This is a genomic window from Thiohalobacter thiocyanaticus (genome assembly GCF_002356355.1).
Taxonomy (GTDB): domain Bacteria; phylum Pseudomonadota; class Gammaproteobacteria; order Thiohalobacterales; family Thiohalobacteraceae; genus Thiohalobacter; species Thiohalobacter thiocyanaticus_A.
The window spans coordinates 309,443-326,283 of the sequence record NZ_AP018052.1; the positions used below are offsets into that span (position 1 = coordinate 309,443).

The 16,841-nt window shown below is 64.4% G+C and carries 19 protein-coding genes; 7 read left to right on the forward strand and 12 right to left on the reverse strand.

The features are described 5' to 3' along the window. Window position 1: 1 nt before the first annotated feature. Window positions 2-256: a hypothetical protein gene (locus tag CFK21_RS01445; RefSeq protein WP_096364027.1), complete on the reverse strand. Its 255-nt coding sequence runs from the start codon at window positions 254-256 to the stop codon at window positions 2-4. Between the two features lie 170 nt (window positions 257-426). Here CFK21_RS01445 and CFK21_RS01450 point away from each other — a divergent pair, with 170 nt between their 5' ends. Continuing rightward, window positions 427-1,254 (forward strand): LysR family transcriptional regulator, encoded by an 828-nt coding sequence (locus CFK21_RS01450; protein WP_096364029.1) that lies wholly within the window; start codon window positions 427-429, stop codon window positions 1,252-1,254. A gap of 190 nt (window positions 1,255-1,444) precedes the next feature. Here CFK21_RS01450 and CFK21_RS01455 read toward each other — a convergent pair whose 3' ends face one another. Further along, complete coding sequence (locus CFK21_RS01455) at window positions 1,445-1,816, reverse strand: gamma-butyrobetaine hydroxylase-like domain-containing protein (RefSeq protein WP_096364031.1); 372 nt, start codon at window positions 1,814-1,816, stop codon at window positions 1,445-1,447. Between CFK21_RS01455 and CFK21_RS15060 the strand changes: the two genes are divergently transcribed. Beyond that, the gene (locus CFK21_RS15060; protein ID WP_157745231.1) at window positions 1,815-2,048 is read left to right on the forward strand and encodes a hypothetical protein; all 234 of its coding nucleotides are present in this window, start codon (window positions 1,815-1,817) and stop codon (window positions 2,046-2,048) included. The genes CFK21_RS01455 and CFK21_RS15060 overlap by 2 nt on opposite strands. Before the next feature lie 98 nt (window positions 2,049-2,146). Here the strand turns inward: CFK21_RS15060 and hslU are convergent, their stop codons facing one another. From hslU to lptM, 8 genes are all read right to left on the reverse strand, one after another. Beyond that, on the reverse strand, window positions 2,147-3,505 hold the full coding sequence (gene hslU / locus CFK21_RS01460) for an ATP-dependent protease ATPase subunit HslU (protein ID WP_096364033.1): 1,359 nt from the start codon (window positions 3,503-3,505) through the stop codon (window positions 2,147-2,149). A gap of 3 nt (window positions 3,506-3,508) precedes the next feature. Further along, window positions 3,509-4,054 (reverse strand): ATP-dependent protease subunit HslV, encoded by a 546-nt coding sequence (gene hslV / locus CFK21_RS01465; protein ID WP_096364035.1) that lies wholly within the window; start codon window positions 4,052-4,054, stop codon window positions 3,509-3,511. 260 nt (window positions 4,055-4,314) lie between these two features. Then, window positions 4,315-5,238: a tyrosine recombinase XerC gene (gene xerC, locus CFK21_RS01470; RefSeq protein WP_096364037.1), complete on the reverse strand. Its 924-nt coding sequence runs from the start codon at window positions 5,236-5,238 to the stop codon at window positions 4,315-4,317. After that, window positions 5,235-5,957: a DUF484 family protein gene (locus CFK21_RS01475; protein WP_096364039.1), complete on the reverse strand. Its 723-nt coding sequence runs from the start codon at window positions 5,955-5,957 to the stop codon at window positions 5,235-5,237. The genes xerC and CFK21_RS01475 overlap by 4 nt, the downstream gene beginning before the upstream one ends. Beyond that, window positions 5,954-6,784, reverse strand: a complete 831-nt coding sequence (dapF, locus tag CFK21_RS01480) for a diaminopimelate epimerase (protein ID WP_096364041.1) — start codon at window positions 6,782-6,784, stop codon at window positions 5,954-5,956. Before dapF ends, CFK21_RS01475 begins: the two co-directional genes overlap by 4 nt. Before the next feature lie 171 nt (window positions 6,785-6,955). Next, complete coding sequence (locus tag CFK21_RS01485) at window positions 6,956-8,026, reverse strand: GGDEF domain-containing protein (protein ID WP_096364043.1); 1,071 nt, start codon at window positions 8,024-8,026, stop codon at window positions 6,956-6,958. Window positions 8,027-8,169: 143 nt separating this feature from the next. Then, complete coding sequence (lysA, locus tag CFK21_RS01490; protein ID WP_096364045.1) at window positions 8,170-9,423, reverse strand: diaminopimelate decarboxylase; 1,254 nt, start codon at window positions 9,421-9,423, stop codon at window positions 8,170-8,172. Window positions 9,424-9,430: 7 nt separating this feature from the next. Further along, a complete protein-coding gene (gene lptM, locus CFK21_RS15065) occupies window positions 9,431-9,565 on the reverse strand; it encodes an LPS translocon maturation chaperone LptM (protein ID WP_157745233.1) in 135 nt (44 codons plus the stop codon). A gap of 72 nt (window positions 9,566-9,637) precedes the next feature. On the opposite strand from lptM, the gene CFK21_RS01495 reads away from it, so the two are divergent. The 4 genes from CFK21_RS01495 (at window position 9,638) to CFK21_RS01510 (ending at window position 12,610) form a co-directional block, all read left to right on the forward strand. Further along, entirely contained in the window at window positions 9,638-10,321 is a 684-nt protein-coding gene (locus CFK21_RS01495) for an alpha/beta hydrolase (protein WP_231971544.1), read from the forward strand. A gap of 90 nt (window positions 10,322-10,411) precedes the next feature. Continuing rightward, window positions 10,412-11,461: a c-type cytochrome gene (locus tag CFK21_RS01500; protein WP_096364047.1), complete on the forward strand. Its 1,050-nt coding sequence runs from the start codon at window positions 10,412-10,414 to the stop codon at window positions 11,459-11,461. Next, window positions 11,458-11,919, forward strand: coding sequence for a DUF302 domain-containing protein (locus CFK21_RS01505; protein WP_096364049.1), 462 nt, complete (start codon window positions 11,458-11,460; stop codon window positions 11,917-11,919). The genes CFK21_RS01500 and CFK21_RS01505 overlap by 4 nt, the downstream gene beginning before the upstream one ends. Window positions 11,920-12,076: 157 nt before the next feature. Further along, window positions 12,077-12,610, forward strand: a complete 534-nt coding sequence (locus CFK21_RS01510; RefSeq protein ID WP_096364051.1) for an REP-associated tyrosine transposase — start codon at window positions 12,077-12,079, stop codon at window positions 12,608-12,610. Between the two features lie 41 nt (window positions 12,611-12,651). Here CFK21_RS01510 and CFK21_RS01515 read toward each other — a convergent pair whose 3' ends face one another. Then, entirely contained in the window at window positions 12,652-12,897 is a 246-nt protein-coding gene (locus CFK21_RS01515; RefSeq protein WP_096364053.1) for a helix-turn-helix transcriptional regulator, read from the reverse strand. A 153-nt stretch (window positions 12,898-13,050) separates the two neighbouring features. Here CFK21_RS01515 and CFK21_RS15450 point away from each other — a divergent pair, with 153 nt between their 5' ends. Then, entirely contained in the window at window positions 13,051-13,818 is a 768-nt protein-coding gene (locus CFK21_RS15450) for a hypothetical protein (RefSeq protein WP_231971545.1), read from the forward strand. A gap of 156 nt (window positions 13,819-13,974) precedes the next feature. On the opposite strand, the gene CFK21_RS01520 is transcribed toward CFK21_RS15450, so the two are convergent. Beyond that, window positions 13,975-16,836: a class I adenylate cyclase gene (locus CFK21_RS01520; protein WP_096364055.1), complete on the reverse strand. Its 2,862-nt coding sequence runs from the start codon at window positions 16,834-16,836 to the stop codon at window positions 13,975-13,977. Between the last annotated feature and the right edge of the window lie 5 nt (window positions 16,837-16,841).

Sequence of the window (16,841 nt, forward strand, 5' to 3'; positions counted from 1 at the left end):
ATTATTTCTTGGCCCGCAGGCCCAGCAGCTCCCAGAACCGCCCGGTGAAGGCGCCGTGGACGAAGGAAAAGACCAGGGCGATGACGATGGGGATCAGGGCGTAGAGCTTCTCGCCCTGGCGGGTGGCGGCGGCCAGTTCGACCAGCCGGTCCGAGTACAGGAACAGCAGGAAATACAGGCCGGCGCTGACGGCCCCGAGCAACAGGGTCACGGCCAGGGCCCGGGCCGAGCCGCCGGTCAGGCTGAATCGAGTCATCGAGTGAGCTCCCATGAATGGATTCGATGTCCCGATGAACGGGACAGGGCGCGCAAGTTTAGGGAACCATGGAGAATAATAAAAACGATATATAGTCGATGATTTATGAAAAATTATTGTATAATATTGTTTTTATATAATCTTTTGTCCTTCCGGCAGCCGCAGACAGCATGGAAACCGAACTCCTGCGGACCTTTCTCGAGGTCCACCGCATGCACTCCTTCAGCCAGGCGGCGGAGAACCTGTCGGTCACGCCCTCGGCGGTCAGCGCCCGCATCCGCCAACTCGAGGGCGAGATCGGTCGCCCCGTGTTCCGGCGCAGCAGCCAGCAGGTCACCCTGACCCCGGCCGGGGAACGCCTGCTGCGCCATGCCCAGGGCATCGTTCAGGCCTGGGAGCGGGCCCAGCGCGCCGCCGGCGAGGACGAACGGACCCAGATCGTGGTGGCGGGCGTGGCCAGTTTCTGGGATATCTTCCTGCAGGATTGGCTCAACCGTGTGTATCGCGAACTCCCGGGCATCGCCCCCTGGGTTGAGGTCAGCACTGCTGCACGGGTGGCGGAGAAACTGATTCAGGGCGACGTGCATCTGGGGTTCCTCTACAGCCCGCCGCAGCATGCCGGTCTGGTGCTGCGTGAGGTCGAGCGCATGGAACTGGTACTGGTCTCGACCCGGCCGGGGCAGGCGCCCGAGGAGGCGCTGGCGCGTGACTATGTGTTCGTCAACTGGGGTACGGCCTTCAGCAGCCAGCATGACCGCCAGTTCCCGCATCGGCCGCCGGGCGCGGCGCGCAGCAATTCCGGGCGGGTAGCGCTCGGTCTGATTCAGGCCTGCGGGGGTGGGGCCTATCTGCCCCTGGCGCTGGTGCGCCGCGACCTGGATGCCGGCCGGCTGTACCGGTTGGAGGATGCGCCGGTGTTCGAGTTGCACGCCTATGCGGCCTGGTCGGCCCGCGGCGAGCATGCCGAGCTGGTCGAGCGGATGCTGGGGTGTCTGTGAGGGCGGTTGCTGCAGGCAGGCGTAGATTCAATGCAACAGGTAGGTCGGATTAGCCCGAAGGGCGTAATCCGACGCCCCGTGGCCATCCGTCCTTGTCGGGTTACGCTGCGCTAACCCGACCTACGCAACTTTTGTTTTTCTTTGCGTCTCCGCGTCTCTGCGTTGAAATGAATCTCAGTCAACAGCAATCTCAGATGATTTGGCTGGGGTCGCGGCGCTTGTGGCCGGCTTCGTCCAGCCGCTTCAGGTAATCCTGCCAGTAGGTGTCATAGTTCCTGCCCAGGTCGTACAGGGTGTCCCAGGAATAGATGCCGGTGTTGTGGTTGTCGTCGAAATGCAGCTGCACGCCGTAGCTGCCTACCGGCGTGATGTTCTCGATGTTGACGTCTTCCTTGCCGACCTGCAGCACGCCCTGCCCCGGGCCGTGGCCCTGGACCTCGGCCGAGGGCGAATGCACCCGCAGGTATTCCGCCGGCAGGTTGAAGGTCTCGCCGGTGTCGAAGCTGATCTCCAGGGTGCGGGACTTCTGGTGCATGTTGATCTCGGTGGGGTGCGCGCTCATGTCTGTCTTCCTCGGAAAAATCGGGTTGGTTCGCTGGTGCCACCTTAGCCAAAGCCGTGTTGGCGGGCAAAATCCCCTGCAACTTGTGGGCGTCGGCAGCGAGTCACGCAAAGGCCGCAAGGGCAAAAAAGTGCAGGGATTTTTGAATCCAATCCAAATGCTGCCTTACTTGAGCCGAATCATGCTCGTCATTGCGAGGAACGAAGTGACGCGGCAATCCCCAACCGGTTGATTCTGCGGTACGAGATTGCCACGCTGCGCTCGCAATGACGGCTAATTAAGTGCCATTCAAATCGACTACCCCTTTGCGCTTGAGTCGCTAAGGTATGATCAGAGGATATACCGGCTCAGGTCGTCGTCGCCCGCCAGATCCGCCAGGTGCTTGTCGACCAGGGCGGCATCGACGCTGATGGTCTCGCCGCTGCGGTCGGCGGCCTCGAAGGAGATCTCCTCCAGCAGCCGCTCCATCACCGTGTGCAGGCGCCGGGCGCCGATGTTCTCGGTGCGCTCGTTGACCTCCCAGGCGAAGCGGGCGATCTGCTCGATCCCCTCCGGGGTGAACGCCAGCGTCACCCCCTCGGTGGCCAGCAGGGCGGTGTACTGTTCGGTCAGCGAGGCGTCCGGCTCGGTCAGGATGCGCACGAACTCCTCCACCGCCAGGGCATCCAACTCCACCCGGATGGGCAGCCGGCCCTGCAGCTCCGGGATCAGGTCCGAGGGCTTGGCCAGATGGAAGGCACCGGAGGCGATGAACAGGATGTGGTCGGTCCTGACCATGCCGTGCTTGGTGGAGACCGTGCTGCCCTCAACCAGCGGCAGCAGGTCGCGCTGCACGCCCTCGCGGGAGACGTCGGCGCTGCCGCTGGCGCCCTCCGAGCGCTGGGTGACCTTGTCGATCTCGTCCAGGAACACGATGCCGTTCTGCTCGACCAGCGTGATGGCCCGGGTTTTGACGTCCTCGTCGTTGACCATCTTGGCCGCCTCCTCGTCGCGCAGCAGCTTCCAGGCGTCCCTGATCCTGAGCTTGCGGCTCCTGGTGCGGCCGCCGGACATGTTCTGGAACATGCTCTGCAGCTGGCTGGTCATCTCCTCCATGCCGGGCGGGGCCATGATCTCCACCCCCATGGGTGTGGCGCTCACCTCGATCTCGATCTCGCGCTCGTCCAGCTCGCCCTCGCGTAGCTTCTTGCGCAGCTTCTGCCGCGTGTCGGAGTCCGCCGGTTTCTGCGGTTCCTCCTGCGGCTGGGCGAAGAAGCCGCCGCCGGTCGGCCGCGGCGACGGCAGCAGGGCGTCCAGGATGCGCTCCTCGGCGGCGTCCTCGGCGCGGTGGCCGACCTTTTTCATCTCCTGCTCACGGGTCATCTTGATGGCGATGTCGACCAGGTCGCGGATGATGGATTCGACATCGCGTCCGACATAGCCGACCTCGGTGAACTTGGTGGCCTCGATCTTGATGAAGGGCGCATTGGCCAGCCGCGCCAGTCGGCGCGCGATCTCGGTCTTGCCCACGCCGGTGGGGCCGATCATCAGGATGTTCTTGGGCGTGATCTCGTTGCGCAGGGTCTCGTCGACCTGCATGCGGCGCCAGCGGTTGCGCAGGGCGATGGCCACGGCGCGCTTGGCCGACTGCTGACCGATGATATGCTTGTCCAGTTCCTGGACGATTTCGCGCGGCGTCATTTCCGACATGGGTCAGCCTTCGTCCGTCAGGGTTTCGATGGTGAGGTTGCGGTTGGTGTAGATGCAGATGTCGGCGGCGATGTGCAGGCCGCGTTCGACGATCTCACGCGCCTCCAGTTCGGTGTTCTCCAGCAGGGCGCGGGCCGCGGCCTGGGCGAAGGGGCCGCCGGAGCCGATGGCGATCAGGCCTTCCTCGGGTTCGACCACGTCGCCGTTGCCAGTGATGATCAGCGAGGCGGTCCTGTCCGCCACCGCCAGCAGCGCCTCCAGCCGGCGCAGGGCGCGGTCGGTGCGCCAGTCCTTGGCCAGCTCGACGGCGGCGCGGGTGAGATTGCCGCGGTGCTTCTCCAGCTTGGCCTCGAAGCGCTCGAACAGGGTAAAGGCGTCAGCGGTGCCGCCGGCGAAGCCGGCGATCACCTTGCCCTGATACAGGGTGCGCACCTTGCGCGCATTGCCCTTGAGCACGGTGTTGCCGAGCGTGACCTGGCCGTCGCCGCCGATTACCACCTGGTTGCCGCGGCGCACCGACAGGATCGTGGTGCCGTCGAATTGTTCCACTGACGCGCTCTCCTGTTGCGAGGGACTGGGGATTGTACCTGAAAGGGTGGCTCCGGGTCAGGCCGGGAGCCGGGAACGCAGAGGCTCGGAGGCGCAGAGGATGTGGGGTTGAATTGCCCGGCCGCTTCGCGGCGGGCAAATCAATTCGGTCGGAACCCGCCCCAGTTGTAAGAGCGTAGGATGGGTGGAGGCGCCACGCGCCGTAACCCATCGCCTGGCACAGGGAATGATGGGTTGCGCTGCGTTCCACCCATCCTACGTTACTCCTCGCTCCTTACTCCTTTCCGCTTGCGCGCCCGCGGATGGGCCTGGTCGTAGACCTCGGCCAGGTGCTGGAAGTCCAGATGGGTATAGATCTGGGTGGTGCTGATGTCGGCATGCCCAAGCAGTTCCTGCACCGCGCGCAGGTCGCCGCTGGATTCGAGCAGGTGGCTGGCGAAGGCATGGCGCAGCATGTGCGGATGCACGCGCCCCGGCAGGCCGCGGGCGCGGGCGCGGCGGTCCAGCCGCTGCTGGACGCTGCGCGGCGTGAGCCGGCTGCCGCGGCGGCTGACGAACAGGGCCGGTTCGTCCGGCGCGGCCAGTTCGGTGCGGACCTCCAGCCAGCGCGCCAGTGCCGTACGGGCCTGGCGTCCGACCGGCAGCACCCGGCTGCGATTGCCCTTGCCGGTGACGCTGACCAGGGCATCGCGCAGATCGAGATCGTTGCAGTCCAGTCCGACCAGCTCGGCCAGGCGCAGGCCGGAGGAGTAGATCAGTTCCAGCATGGCCTGGTCGCGGCGCTCCAGCGGATCCTCGCCGGCGGGCTGCAGCAGCTGGCTCATGCGGTCCACGTCCAGCACGGCCGGCAGCCGGCGCGGGCTCCTGGGGGCGCGGATGTCCCGGGCCGGGTTGTGCGTGAGCCGGCCCTGGCGGATCAGGAACTCGAACAGGCCGCGGGCGGCGGACAGGCGACGCTGGATGCTGCGCCCGCCCAGGCCGCGGCGATGCTCGCGCGCGGCGAAGGCGCGCAGTTCATGGGCGCTGAGCCGGTCCCAGTCGAGGCCATCCTGTTCCCGGAGATAATCGACCAGGGCACGGAGGTCGCGTCGGTAGTTGCTGAGGGTGTGCCCAGAGAGGCGGCGTTCATGGGCCAGGTGCTGCAGGTAGGCCTCGACGTCCGCCCATGCCGGTTCGGCGCTCACGCCGGTTCCGGGGCCTCGAGGTAGGGGGCAAGGGCGCAGCCGATCAGGTCGCTCAGGTTGCGCAGGAAATGGGTGTCCATGCCCGGGTGGTAATAGTTCGCGTCCTCGTTGCCGATCGCAAGCATGCCGACGGCGGGGGTGCCGCCGAGCGGCAGCAGCGCGGCCGACTGCACCCGGGTGACGCGGTCGCCGAACAGGTAATCGAGTTGTTCCGGACGCAGGTGGCCGCACAGGCACTGGCCCTGCTGCAGGACGCGTTCGAACTGGCACAGCGCGGGCTCGCCGGCATGGATCAGGCGTACCTGTTCGCTGGCGACCGCGCGCGGCAGCCCCTGAATCGCCAGGGCCACGGCATCGGCGTTGAATTCGCCATAGAGGTGATCGAACAGGGTCTGCAGTGCGGCCTCCAGGCCGTGGGCCTGCATCAGGGCGACCGTCAGCCGGTGCAGGTTCTGGTGCAGGGCGTCGTTGTCGCGGCCGATCTGCACCAGTTCCATCAGCTTATGCTTGTACTGGCGGTTCTGCTCCCGCAGGCTCTCCACCTGGCGCTCGATCAGGGACACGGCCGCCCCGCTTGGATGTGAGAGTTCGAGTTGGGTCAGCAGCTGCGGCTGCTGCTCGAAGAAGTCCGGGTGCCGGCGCAGATAATCGGCGACCTGCCCGGCGTCGATCTCGCTGGCTGCCTCGCTGCGGGTGTCCAGATTGTTCTGTGTGTTCATAGCTGGAGTGTCCCCTCAAACACGCTGACCGCCGGTCCGGTCATGAAAACGGATGCATCCTCGCCCGACCAGCTTATCACAAGATCGCCGCCGGGCAGGCTGACGCGCACACGCGCGTCGAGCCGGCCCTGCAGCCTTCCGGCCACTGCGGCGGCACAGGCGCCGGTGCCGCAGGCGCGGGTCTCGCCCACACCGCGTTCGAATACCCGCAGGTGAATATGGTCCGGTGCGTCAATCTGCATGAAGCCCACATTGACCCGGTTGGGAAATCGCGGGTGATGCTCGATGCGCGGCCCCAGGGTTGCCACCGGCGCCCGGTCGATGTCCTCGACCGTGAGCACGGCGTGCGGGTTGCCCATGGACAGGGCGCCGATCGTGTATTCCTGCCCCTCGACCTCGAGGCTGTACACAGGCGCGCGCGCCGGCGCCTGAAAGGGAATGGCGGCCGGCTCCAGCCGCGGCGGACCCATGTCCACCGTGACCTGGCCGTCGTCCTCCAGGCGCAGTGCGATCGGTCCCGCCAGGGTCTGCACGGTCAGCGCGCGTTTGGCAGTCAGGCCCTGGTCATGCACGAAGCGCATGAAGCAGCGCGCGCCATTGCCGCACTGCTCGACCTCGCCGCCATCGGCATTGTAGATGCGGTAGCGGAAGTCGGCCGCAGGGTCGGTCGCGGGTTCGACCAGCAGCAGCTGGTCGCAGCCGATGCCGCGATGGCGGTCGGCCAGGTGGCGCACCTGGTCGGGATTCAGGGCCACGCGCTGGTTGACCGCATCGATGACGACGAAGTCGTTGCCCAGGCCGTGCATCTTGGTGAAACGCAGGTTCATGCAGTCAATCGTCCGGAGTTGCGCAATAACTCACAAATCTGCCGTCATCCCGGCCTGCGCCGGGATGACGGGCTAATAGTCGGCTGTGCATCCAAGGGCCATAATGCAGCGCCCACAAGACATTGTATTGTTTTTTGTTTCCCTGTGCTTGCGCGGCGATCCGCATTGGCCTCATGCCGGTTCGGTGCTGACCACCCGGTTCTTGCCGCTGCGCTTGGCTGCATACAACCGGCGGTCGGCCTGGCGCAGCTGGTCGTCGAGACCGCCGCGGCTGTCGGCCTGATACACCCCGATGCTGATGGTGAAGCTGCGCTCCACGCCGTCGATGCGGATATGGCTGATCTGCTCGCGGATTTTTTCGGCGACCGCCTCGGCCTCGTGCAGGTCGGTCTCGGGCAGCAGCACCAGGAATTCCTCGCCTCCCCAGCGGGCGGAGAAGTCGCTGGCGCGCAGGCAGTGTCTGAGGATGCGGCCGGTCTCCTTGAGTACCGCATCGCCGACCTGGTGGCCGTGGCTGTCGTTGATCTGCTTGAAATCATCCAGGTCACACAGCAGCAGGCACCAGGGGTGACGCATGCGGCGGGCGCGGGCCAGTTCCTGCTGCAGCTGTTCGTACATGGCGCGGCGGTTGGGCAGGCCGGTCAGGGTATCGGTGCGGGCCTCCCGTTCCATTGCCTGGCGCAGCGACTGCATGGCGAGATTGGCCTTGAAGCGGGAATACTCATGCACGTAGGACATGATGCTCACCGCCAGGAAGGAGGCGAGGAAGCGGGTGGTGAAATCCGACGCATATTCAGTCTGCAGCAGCGGATTGGCCGGGATCAGCAGCAGCGTTGCCATGACCAGGAAATAGGCGCCGAGCAGGCTCCCGCCCAGGCGCGGGCCGTACATGAACAGGATCAGGGGAATGGCGATATAGCTCCACAGCGGCCCGGTGCCGTTCACGCCGCCGGTGACCAGCAGGTACAGGCAGGTGACGGCCATGATGGTAATCACCACCCCGGCCGCGCTGCGGTAGTTGTGCAGCTGCCGGAACAGCAGGTAGTTGCTGATGCCGGCCAGGGCCGAGCAGACCAGCAGCCCGCCGAGGATATAATCGCCGCGGGTCAGGGCGCTGAAGCCGAACATGAACAGGTAGGCCGAGCCCACGGTGGAGAACAGGGCGATGATGAAGGCCTGCCGGTTGCGGTCGACATTCAGCGCCTGGGCAGTGCCCGGGCTGGGACGTGTCGGGTTATTCATTCACTGCTTCTGATTTGTTCATGCGGGCACCCCGCGGGCTGCACGAATGACCCCAGACAGAAGAATGTGAAGGGGCCGGGCAGTCCCGGGAGTTGTCCGCCAGCGCGACGTTGTTACCACTTATCCATACTGAAGCGGCGAGGTCAATCCTCCGGCAGCAGTGTCTCGCCCCGGTACAGATCCTCGATGGCCTCGCGCGGGCGGATGAGGTGGATCCGGTCGCCGTCGACCATGATCTCGGGCGGCCGCGGTCGCGAGTTGTAGTTGGAGCTCATGGTGAAGCCGTAGGCCCCGGCCGAGCGCACCGCCAGCAGGTCGCCTGCCGTCAGCGCCAGTTCACGCGCCTTGCCCAGGAAGTCGCCGGTCTCGCACACCGGCCCGACGATGTCGTAGCAGCGGGATTCGGTGTCCTGGCGCGGCCGGACCGGGATGATCTCCTGCCAGGCGCTGTAGAGCGAAGGCCGGATCAGATCGTTCATGCCGGCATCGACAATGGCGAAGTTGTGCGCCTCGGTCCGCTTGAGGTACTCGACCCGGGTGACCAGGATGCCGGCGTTGCCCGCGATGGCCCGCCCCGGCTCGATCAGGATCTCCAGCGCGCGGTCGCCCAGTTCGGCCAGCAGCGGCGCGACATACTCGGCCGGCTCCGGCGGGGTCTCGTCGCGGTAGCGGATGCCCAGGCCGCCGCCGAGGTCCAGGTGCTCGAGTACGATGCCGTCCGCCGCCAGCCGGTCGACCAGCGCCAGCACCCGGCGCAGGGCATCGATGAAGGGCTCGGTGCGGGTGAGTTGGGAACCGATGTGGCAGTCGATGCCGATCACGCGCAGATGCCGGTGTCCGGCGATGTCGCGATAGATGGCCTCGGCCTCGCCGATGTCGATGCCGAACTTGTTCTCCTTCAGCCCGGTGGAGATGTAGGGGTGGGTGCCGGCGTCCACGTCCGGGTTGACCCGCAGCGAGACCGGCGCCGGGATATCCACATCGGCGGCCACCTCGGCCAGGCGCTCGAGCTCGCTCAGCGATTCCACATTGAAGCAGTGGATACCGGCCTCCAGGGCCTGGCGCATCTCCGCGGCGGTCTTGGCCACGCCGGAGAAGACCACCTTCGCCGGGTCGCCGCCGGCGGCCAGCACCCGGGCCAGTTCGCCGCCGGAGACGATGTCGAAACCCGAGCCCAGCCGGGCCAGGCAATTCAGCAGCGCCAGGTTGGAATTGGCCTTGACGGCATAGCAGACCCGGTGCGGCCGGCCGGCCAGGGCGGCGTCGAAGGCGTGCCAGTGACGCTCCAGCGTGGCGCGGGAGTAGATGTAGCAGGGCGAGCCGTGGGTGTGCACGATGTCGGCGACCGGCACGTCCTCGGCATACAGACTGCCGTTGCGATAGTCGAAGGCATCCATGGGCGGTTTACTGCTGCTCGCTGGTGCCGGCATCGGGCAGGTACAGCGGTCCCTTCTGGCCGCAGCCGCCGAGCAGGCCCGCAAGCACGAGCACGAGCAGCAGGGCGGGCCGGTAGCACGGCTGTGTTAAGGTGAGACGCATGATTGGATTCGGCTGGCGTGTGTCAGCCGGCAACATACCCCAAGCCCGAGTACCCATCAAGGTGACAAACGCGTGCCCGACTACGAACCTCCGCTGATTCTGGAGCCACCGGCCGGTACCGGGGTGCGCGCCAGCGTGATCTGGCTGCACGGCCTGGGGGCCAGCGGGCATGACTTCGAGCCGCTGATTCCCGAACTGGGACTGCTGGAGCGCGGCGTGCGCTTCGTGCTGCCGCATGCGCCGGAGCAGCCGGTCACCATCAACGGTGGTGCGGTGATGCCCGCCTGGTACGACATCCGTGAACCGGACATCAATGCCGTCCCCGATGCGGACGGCATCCGGCGCTCGGTGGATTACCTGCAGCGGCTGGTGGCCGCGGAGATCGCACAGGGGCTGCCCTCCGGGGCCGTACTGGTGGCGGGCTTCTCCCAGGGCGGCGTCATCGCCCTGCACGCCGGCCTGACCCACCCGGCGCCGCTGGGCGGGGTACTGGCCCTGTCGACCTATCTCGCCCTGCCCGAGGCGCTCAGCCGCGAGATGCCGCCGGCCAACCGGGCCGTGCCGGTGTTCCTGGCGCACGGCACGGCCGATCCGGTGGTGCCCTTCGCCCTGGCCGGGGCCGCCCGTGACCGGCTGACCGGGTTGGGTTGCGCGGTGGATTTCCATGCCTATCCTGTGCCCCATACCGTGTCGCTGGACGAGGTCGCCGATATCCGCGCCTGGCTCGCGGCCCGGCTGGCACCATGGCTGGACTGAGCCGGCACCCTTGATGCACGTCAACGCATGCACAGCCGGCTCGCGTAGACTGGGTGCATCCGGAAACAAACTCATCTTCAAGTGATCGCGATGACTGGTAAATGGCTGCAACTGTCGCTGCTCGCACTGGCCCTGACGCTGGCCGGCCCGGCTGCGGCCGAACCCAATGGCACACGCCTGTATGCGCAGATGTGCGCGGTCTGTCACGGTGATGCCGGCGACGGCGGCGTGGGCGTGCCCCTGCGGCTGCCGGCGTTCCAGGACGGCGTCTCCGATGACTATCTGAAGCAGACCATCCGCCTGGGGCGGCCGGGTCGGGTGATGCCGGCCTTCGATCACCTGAGCGAGGCCGAGGTCGAGGCCATTGTCGAGCATATCCGCGGCTGGCATGAGGGCGAGCGACCCGAGTTCAGTCAGGCGCGCATCGCCGGCGATGCGCAGCATGGCAAACAGCTGTACGCGCAGCACTGCGCCCAGTGCCACGGTGACCAGGGCCAGGGCGGCCAGGGCACCGGCGTGACCTTCTCGCGCCCGCGCGATCTGCCCATCATCGCCCCGGCGCTGAACAATCCCGGCTTTCTGGCCGCGGCCTCCGACGCCATGATCAAGGCCACCCTGATGCAGGGCCGTGAGGGCACGCCCATGGTCTCCTTCCGCGACCAGGGTCTGAGCGAGCAGGAGATCGATGACCTGGTCGCCTATGTGCGCAGTTTCGAACAGCAGCACACCGAGCCGGCCGCCCGAGTGGAAGATATCGAACCGGTACTGGTCTATGACTCGCCCTACAGCCTGGAGGAGACAGTCGAGGCGGTTGAGCGGGCCGCGGTGGGCAGGAATTTCCGTCTCATCCGGCGCCAGAAGCTGGAGGAAGGCCTGTTTCCGGAAGGCGAGGCCAGCGACAAGCAGGTCATGGTCTATTTCTGCAACTTCAATTTTCTCTATGACGCCCTGACCATCGACCCGCGCGTCGGCCTGTTCCTGCCCTGCCGGGTCACCGTGGTCGAGCGGGAGGGCCAGGTGCAGGTGATGAGCATCAACCCCAAACGCCTGAGCGTGCTGTTCAACAACGAACGGCTGGACCGGGCCTGCGACGAGATGCACGACCTGTATACCGCGATCCTGGAGGAGGCCACGTTTTGAGACGCCTGAGACTGCCGCTGCTGATCCTGCTGCTGGCCGGCCTGCTGCGCCCGGCCCTGGCGCAGGACCTGTTCATGGTGCGCTCGCGCGTGCCCTTCGCCGAGGCGATGCTGATGCTGCAGGAGGCGGTGCGCGAGCAGGGCTATACCCTGTCCAGGGTGCAGCGGGTCGACGTCGGCCTGACCAACATGGGCTACAAGACCGACAAGTACCGGGTGGTGTTCTTCGGCAAGCCGGAACAGGTGCGACGCCTGACCCGGGAGCACCCCGAGCTGATCCCCTACCTGCCGCTCAAGATCGCCATCTTCGCCGAGGAGACCGACACCCTGCTCATCGCCGCCAATCCGCGGCGGATGGCCGAGTTCTACGGCGATGATGAGTTGACCGCCGTGTTCGACCAGTGGGCGGAGGATATCCAGGCCATGCTGGATCGGCTGCAGGCCGCAGAGGGGATGTAAAGGCATGCGTCCGCGATGGGTTGCGCTGCGCTTCACCCATCCTACACGGGGAGCATGGGATGGGTGAGGCAACGCGGAAATCATCGGAAGGATCGTAGGATGGGTGAAGCGCAGCGTAACCCATCATAGGATGATTCCGAAAATCAGGAGGTCAAGGATGACCCAGTATCGACGCCATTATGTCGCCGGTGGCACCTATTTCTTCACCGTGACTCTCGCTGACCGCTCAAGTCGCCTGCTGACAGAGCAGATCGCATTGCTGCGGCGCGCCGTGAGAGAGACGCGTCTGGAGCATCCATTCAATATTGATGCGATCGTGATTCTGCCGGATCACCTTCACGCCATCTGGACCCTACCGGTAGGTGATGCCGATTTCTCGGTGCGCTGGCGCAAGATCAAGGCGCGTTTTTCACGCCGGTTGCCAAAGCTCGCCGCCGTTTCCAGAAGTGGCCGCCAGAAAGGTGAGAGGGGTGTATGGCAGAGACGGTTCTGGGAGCATGCGATACGCAATCCGCTGGATCTGCGCAATCACATCGATTACATCCATTACAATCCGGTCAAGCATGGCCATTGCCGCCGTGTAAGCGACTGGCCTTATTCCTCGTTTCATCGCTATTGTGCTTCAGGGGTATATCCCAGGGACTGGAGCGGCTGCGTGGCTGAAACGATAGCGGGTTCGTTTGGTGAATGATGGGTTGCGCTTCGCTCCACCCATCGACCAAAATATGCAGGTTACTTCTGCTTGATTGCCTGCACGAATCTGGCCGCAAAATCCTCAAACCCCTCGCCGCAACAACGGCAGATTTCGTACACATCGACAAAATCAAGGTTGCGTTCACCGGATTCTATCTTACTGACATAACTTTGCGGCCTGTAGAGATATTTTGCCAATTCCGCCTGGGTGAGGTCGTGGCGACAATGCATCTCGCGCATTAATTTGCGTAATATGATTCGTTGTTTCGCCCATGTGCCAGCCATGGGGAAATCCTATATCCCATTATGGGGTATCCCATTTCAGGATAGCCTGTATGGGAAGGTTAAGGATCTGTCTTCTGTCGGCGGGTCCGTGTGCTGCCCCGGATTTGTCAGGGGAGCAAAGAATAATATTCAGCTACAGAGGGAGTCCAAATAATGATCAAAAGCAACATCGAAAACCTTTTTGCAACTATCAAAATCCTGGCGGCATCCGGTCTTATGGTACTTGGAGTTGCTGCATGTGGCGGTGGCGGAGGTGGCGACGATAGTTCATCAACGACTACCGAATCTGCCAACGGCATATGGCGTGGTACGGTCACAAATACCACGACGGGTTATACCTCAAACGCCTACATCGGGCTTTTATTTGATGGGGAAGCGTATTTCTTTGATCCGAACAGCGGTGAAATGGATGTCGGTACCTACTCCATATCGGGCGATCAGTTCAGCGGGAATATCACAGCCTATCAGGACGGAGTTGCCGGGCCAATAGCGACTGGTACGGTCAGCGCTACTGTCCGGACAGAAGCCAGTATATCGGGTACCTTCAGTAACTCTCTGGGGCATTCCGGCAGTATAAGCCTGGCTTATGACAATCTGTACGACAGAAGCGTCACGCTGGCAGACAGTAATGATATATGGATGTATACGGATGGTTTCTACACGCTCACGTTGAGCATTGGTGCTGATGGGGTTATCACGGGGTCAGATACGGATGCCTGCAACTATGCGGGTAATCTGAGTCTGGCCGATCCAGGCAAGAATCTGTATTCAGCTCAGCTTTCTGTAACCAACTGCGGAGCGGAAAACGGAACCTATACAGGGTTTGGTGTGTTGGGAGACACTGCGACAACGAACGACACATTTACCTTCGCGGTACAGAGTACAAGCTATATCATATACATAAGTTTTGATCGCCAATAAGGTACGAAAGATGGGTTGCGCTGCGCTCCACCCATCCTACGCCTCTGAATCGATAACGGGTTTGTTCGGTGAATGATGGGTTGCGCTGCGCTTCACCCATCCTGCGATGCTTGGGTAGGATGGGTGGAGCAACGCGTAACCCATCTTGCAGAGGGGTTACAGCTTCGCCAGGGCGTCGTTCAGGCGCTGTTCGATGCGCTTCTTGTAGTTGAGGAAGTGGATGGTCTGCAGTTCCTGCGCGGTGTCCACGCCGAGCAGGTTGCGGGCCAGGTCGATGTCGGTGATGTAGATCGGATAGCTCTGGCCGCTGGCGCGCTTGCTCAGGATGTAGCGCGCCACCTCCTCGAACAGACGCTCGCCGTACTCCAGGGTGGAGAACTCCTGCTCGTTGCAGTACATGGTGAACACCGAGCGGTTGTTGTCCATCACATCCCCGATGACCTGCACCCCGAAATAACTGCGCGACTGCTTGAACGGGCTGATGTTCTGCTTCTCCAGCCGCGGCTCGGCGCCGTGGCGATGGTGGATCTGGTAATAGTCGATGGCCGCCACGTTGAATTCGCCCTTGCCGGCTTCCTGCACCAGGAAGTTCATGCGTTCCTGGATCTTGTTGAGGAAGCGCTGGAACTGGGTGAGCAGGGTCAGGGCATCGTGGAAGGCCACCTCCTGATGGAACAGCGAGCCCTTCTCGTCCAGCACATAGACATGGGCATTGGGGCCGTCGACCTGATAGAACAGCTGCAGCCGCCCCGGTTTGTTGGCCTGGAACAGCGCCGGCAGCGGGGTGTCGCTCAGCGTCGACGGGTCGATGCCGAGCGGGCTGAAGCGCTCCTGCGGTGCGGCCAGTTCCTGCAGCAGGGCGGCGTAGGTCTTGAAATGGCGGTAGCGCGGCACGCCGTTCTCGGGCTGCAGCAGATAGTAGTCGTGGCTGACCTGCAGCAGATAGCGGGCATTACCGCGCTCGGCGCCGCGGTAGAACCAGGCGGTGACCTGGTCGAAGACGTCGCGAATGCGGTTGGCGATGGGCGCGCCACGGGTCGATGAGAAACTGAAGGTGTTCACGCCCATCGGCGGCGGGCCGCCGGCATCGATCGGCGTCCAGGCCAGGTAGTCGCACAGGCAGTCGAGCAGGGCATGGTCGCCGCTGTAGTGGAAGGTCAGGATCTCCTGCCAGCTGGTCTGGATGATCAGCTCGAAGTTGATGGCGAGGTTCTCCCAGCGCCCGCCGTAGCTCAGCGCATCGGTGCGGCTGCTGACCAGCTGCATCCCTTCGCGGGTGAGTTTGGCCATGGGGTCCACGCCCAGGTTGATGAACAGGGCGTTGCGGGCCACCCGGGCCGGCTCGGCCAGGGCGTCCAGGTCGGGCTCGGCCAGGCGGCCGCGCGGAAAGATGTCTTCCAGGCAGTCCATCACCGAGCGCTGTTCCCAGCTGCTGACGGTACAGTCCTCGGGGTGCAGGCTGATCATGCTCAGGCTGGACTGGGTGATGTGGTTGAAGTGGCACCAGGCCAGGATCTCCACCAGGCTGTGGCCACGCTTGAGCGGGCGCTGGCCGCCGGTCTCGCCGCTGCGCACCAGGCCGCGGTAGAGCACCCAGCCGGACTGGCCGGGGTGGTTCAGCTGATGCAGTGACAGGCGGTCCTCGGACAGATCGTCGGAGATCCCGGGATTGACCAGATCGACCTTGCCGGCCTTGCGCTCGAAGGCCGCGTACAGGCGCCGCCCCAGCAGATTGAGCTCGGCCGGGTCGATGGTGTGGTCGTCGTCCTGGCCGCGGGCGAATTCCGACAGCGCCTGGTAGCTCTGGCGCAGGGCGTCGACCAGGATCTGGCGTTCCTCCAGCACTTGCTGGATCTTCCACTGCGGCCGGGTATCGAGCAGCTGCAGATGGCCGTCCGACCAGCCCCATTCCTGCACCAGCTCGCGCATCACCTCGCGGCGCCAGCTGATGTTGCCGCGCCGGTCGGGCCGGCTCATCTTCTCGTTGATCTTGAAATAGAAGCAGCGCCGGGCCAGTTCCAGGCGTTCCAGTTCGCCGTTCTCCAGCAGGTATTCCTCCACCCGCCGGCACATTTGCACATAGGGGTCGAGACCGTCCAGGTTGGTCTCGCCGCCGTAGACCGCCTCCTTGAACCGGTGGCTGAGCATGCGGATGTGGGGATACTCGTCGGAATAGGCCTCCATCAGCAGGATCTTGAGTACCGACTTGTAGGGCGAGGAGACCGCCTTGTAGAGCTGCCACAGGGTGGCGCCGAAGAACTCGCCGGCCGGCATCTCGCCCAGGCCGCCGAAATCGACCACCTCCTTCGGGTTGACGAAGCGCTTGTGCAGCAGCTGGCTGACGTAGTCGTCGTAGACCACCTCGTACTGCGGCGGTACCAGCCACCAGATGGGGTAACGTCCGGCGATCAACAGGCCGGTGCGGTAGAACTCGTCCAGCAGCAGGTGATGCTGGGCGCTGCCGCTGCTCTCGCTCGACAGGCTGTCCATCTCGCCGGCGCGGAAGGCGACATCGTCCATCAGGAAGAAATGCACCTCCAGGCTCATGCTCGCGGCCCAGCTCTCGATGTTGGCCGCCTTCTGCGCCAGCATCTCGCGTGCATCCCGGTCCATGTCGTGGCGGATGCAGACCCAGATGTCGAAATCACTCTTGCGCGAATAGGCGATGGTGCCGGAGGAGCCCATCATGTACAGCGCCAGCACGTCGTGCTCACGCACGCTGCGCTGCTGGTAGGTGAAGCTCTTGGACAGCTTGCGCGCGGCGTCCAGGGTGCGTTTGTTCGGCTTGTAGTCCGACAGGCCGGCCGGTGCCTTGCTGGAGAGATAGCCCGGCAGCATGGGGTGGTTGATGTGGAACAGCAGCGGCAGCAGGTCGAGGAACAGGCGATGGCGGTCGCGCAGCCCGGCGTAGACCCGCTTGAGCCGGTCCTGGTTGATGACCATGAACCGCCGCTGGACATGGCGCAGCTGCACGCCATCCATCTCGATCCTGGGTTTCATCTGCTCGACGACGGCCATGCTGC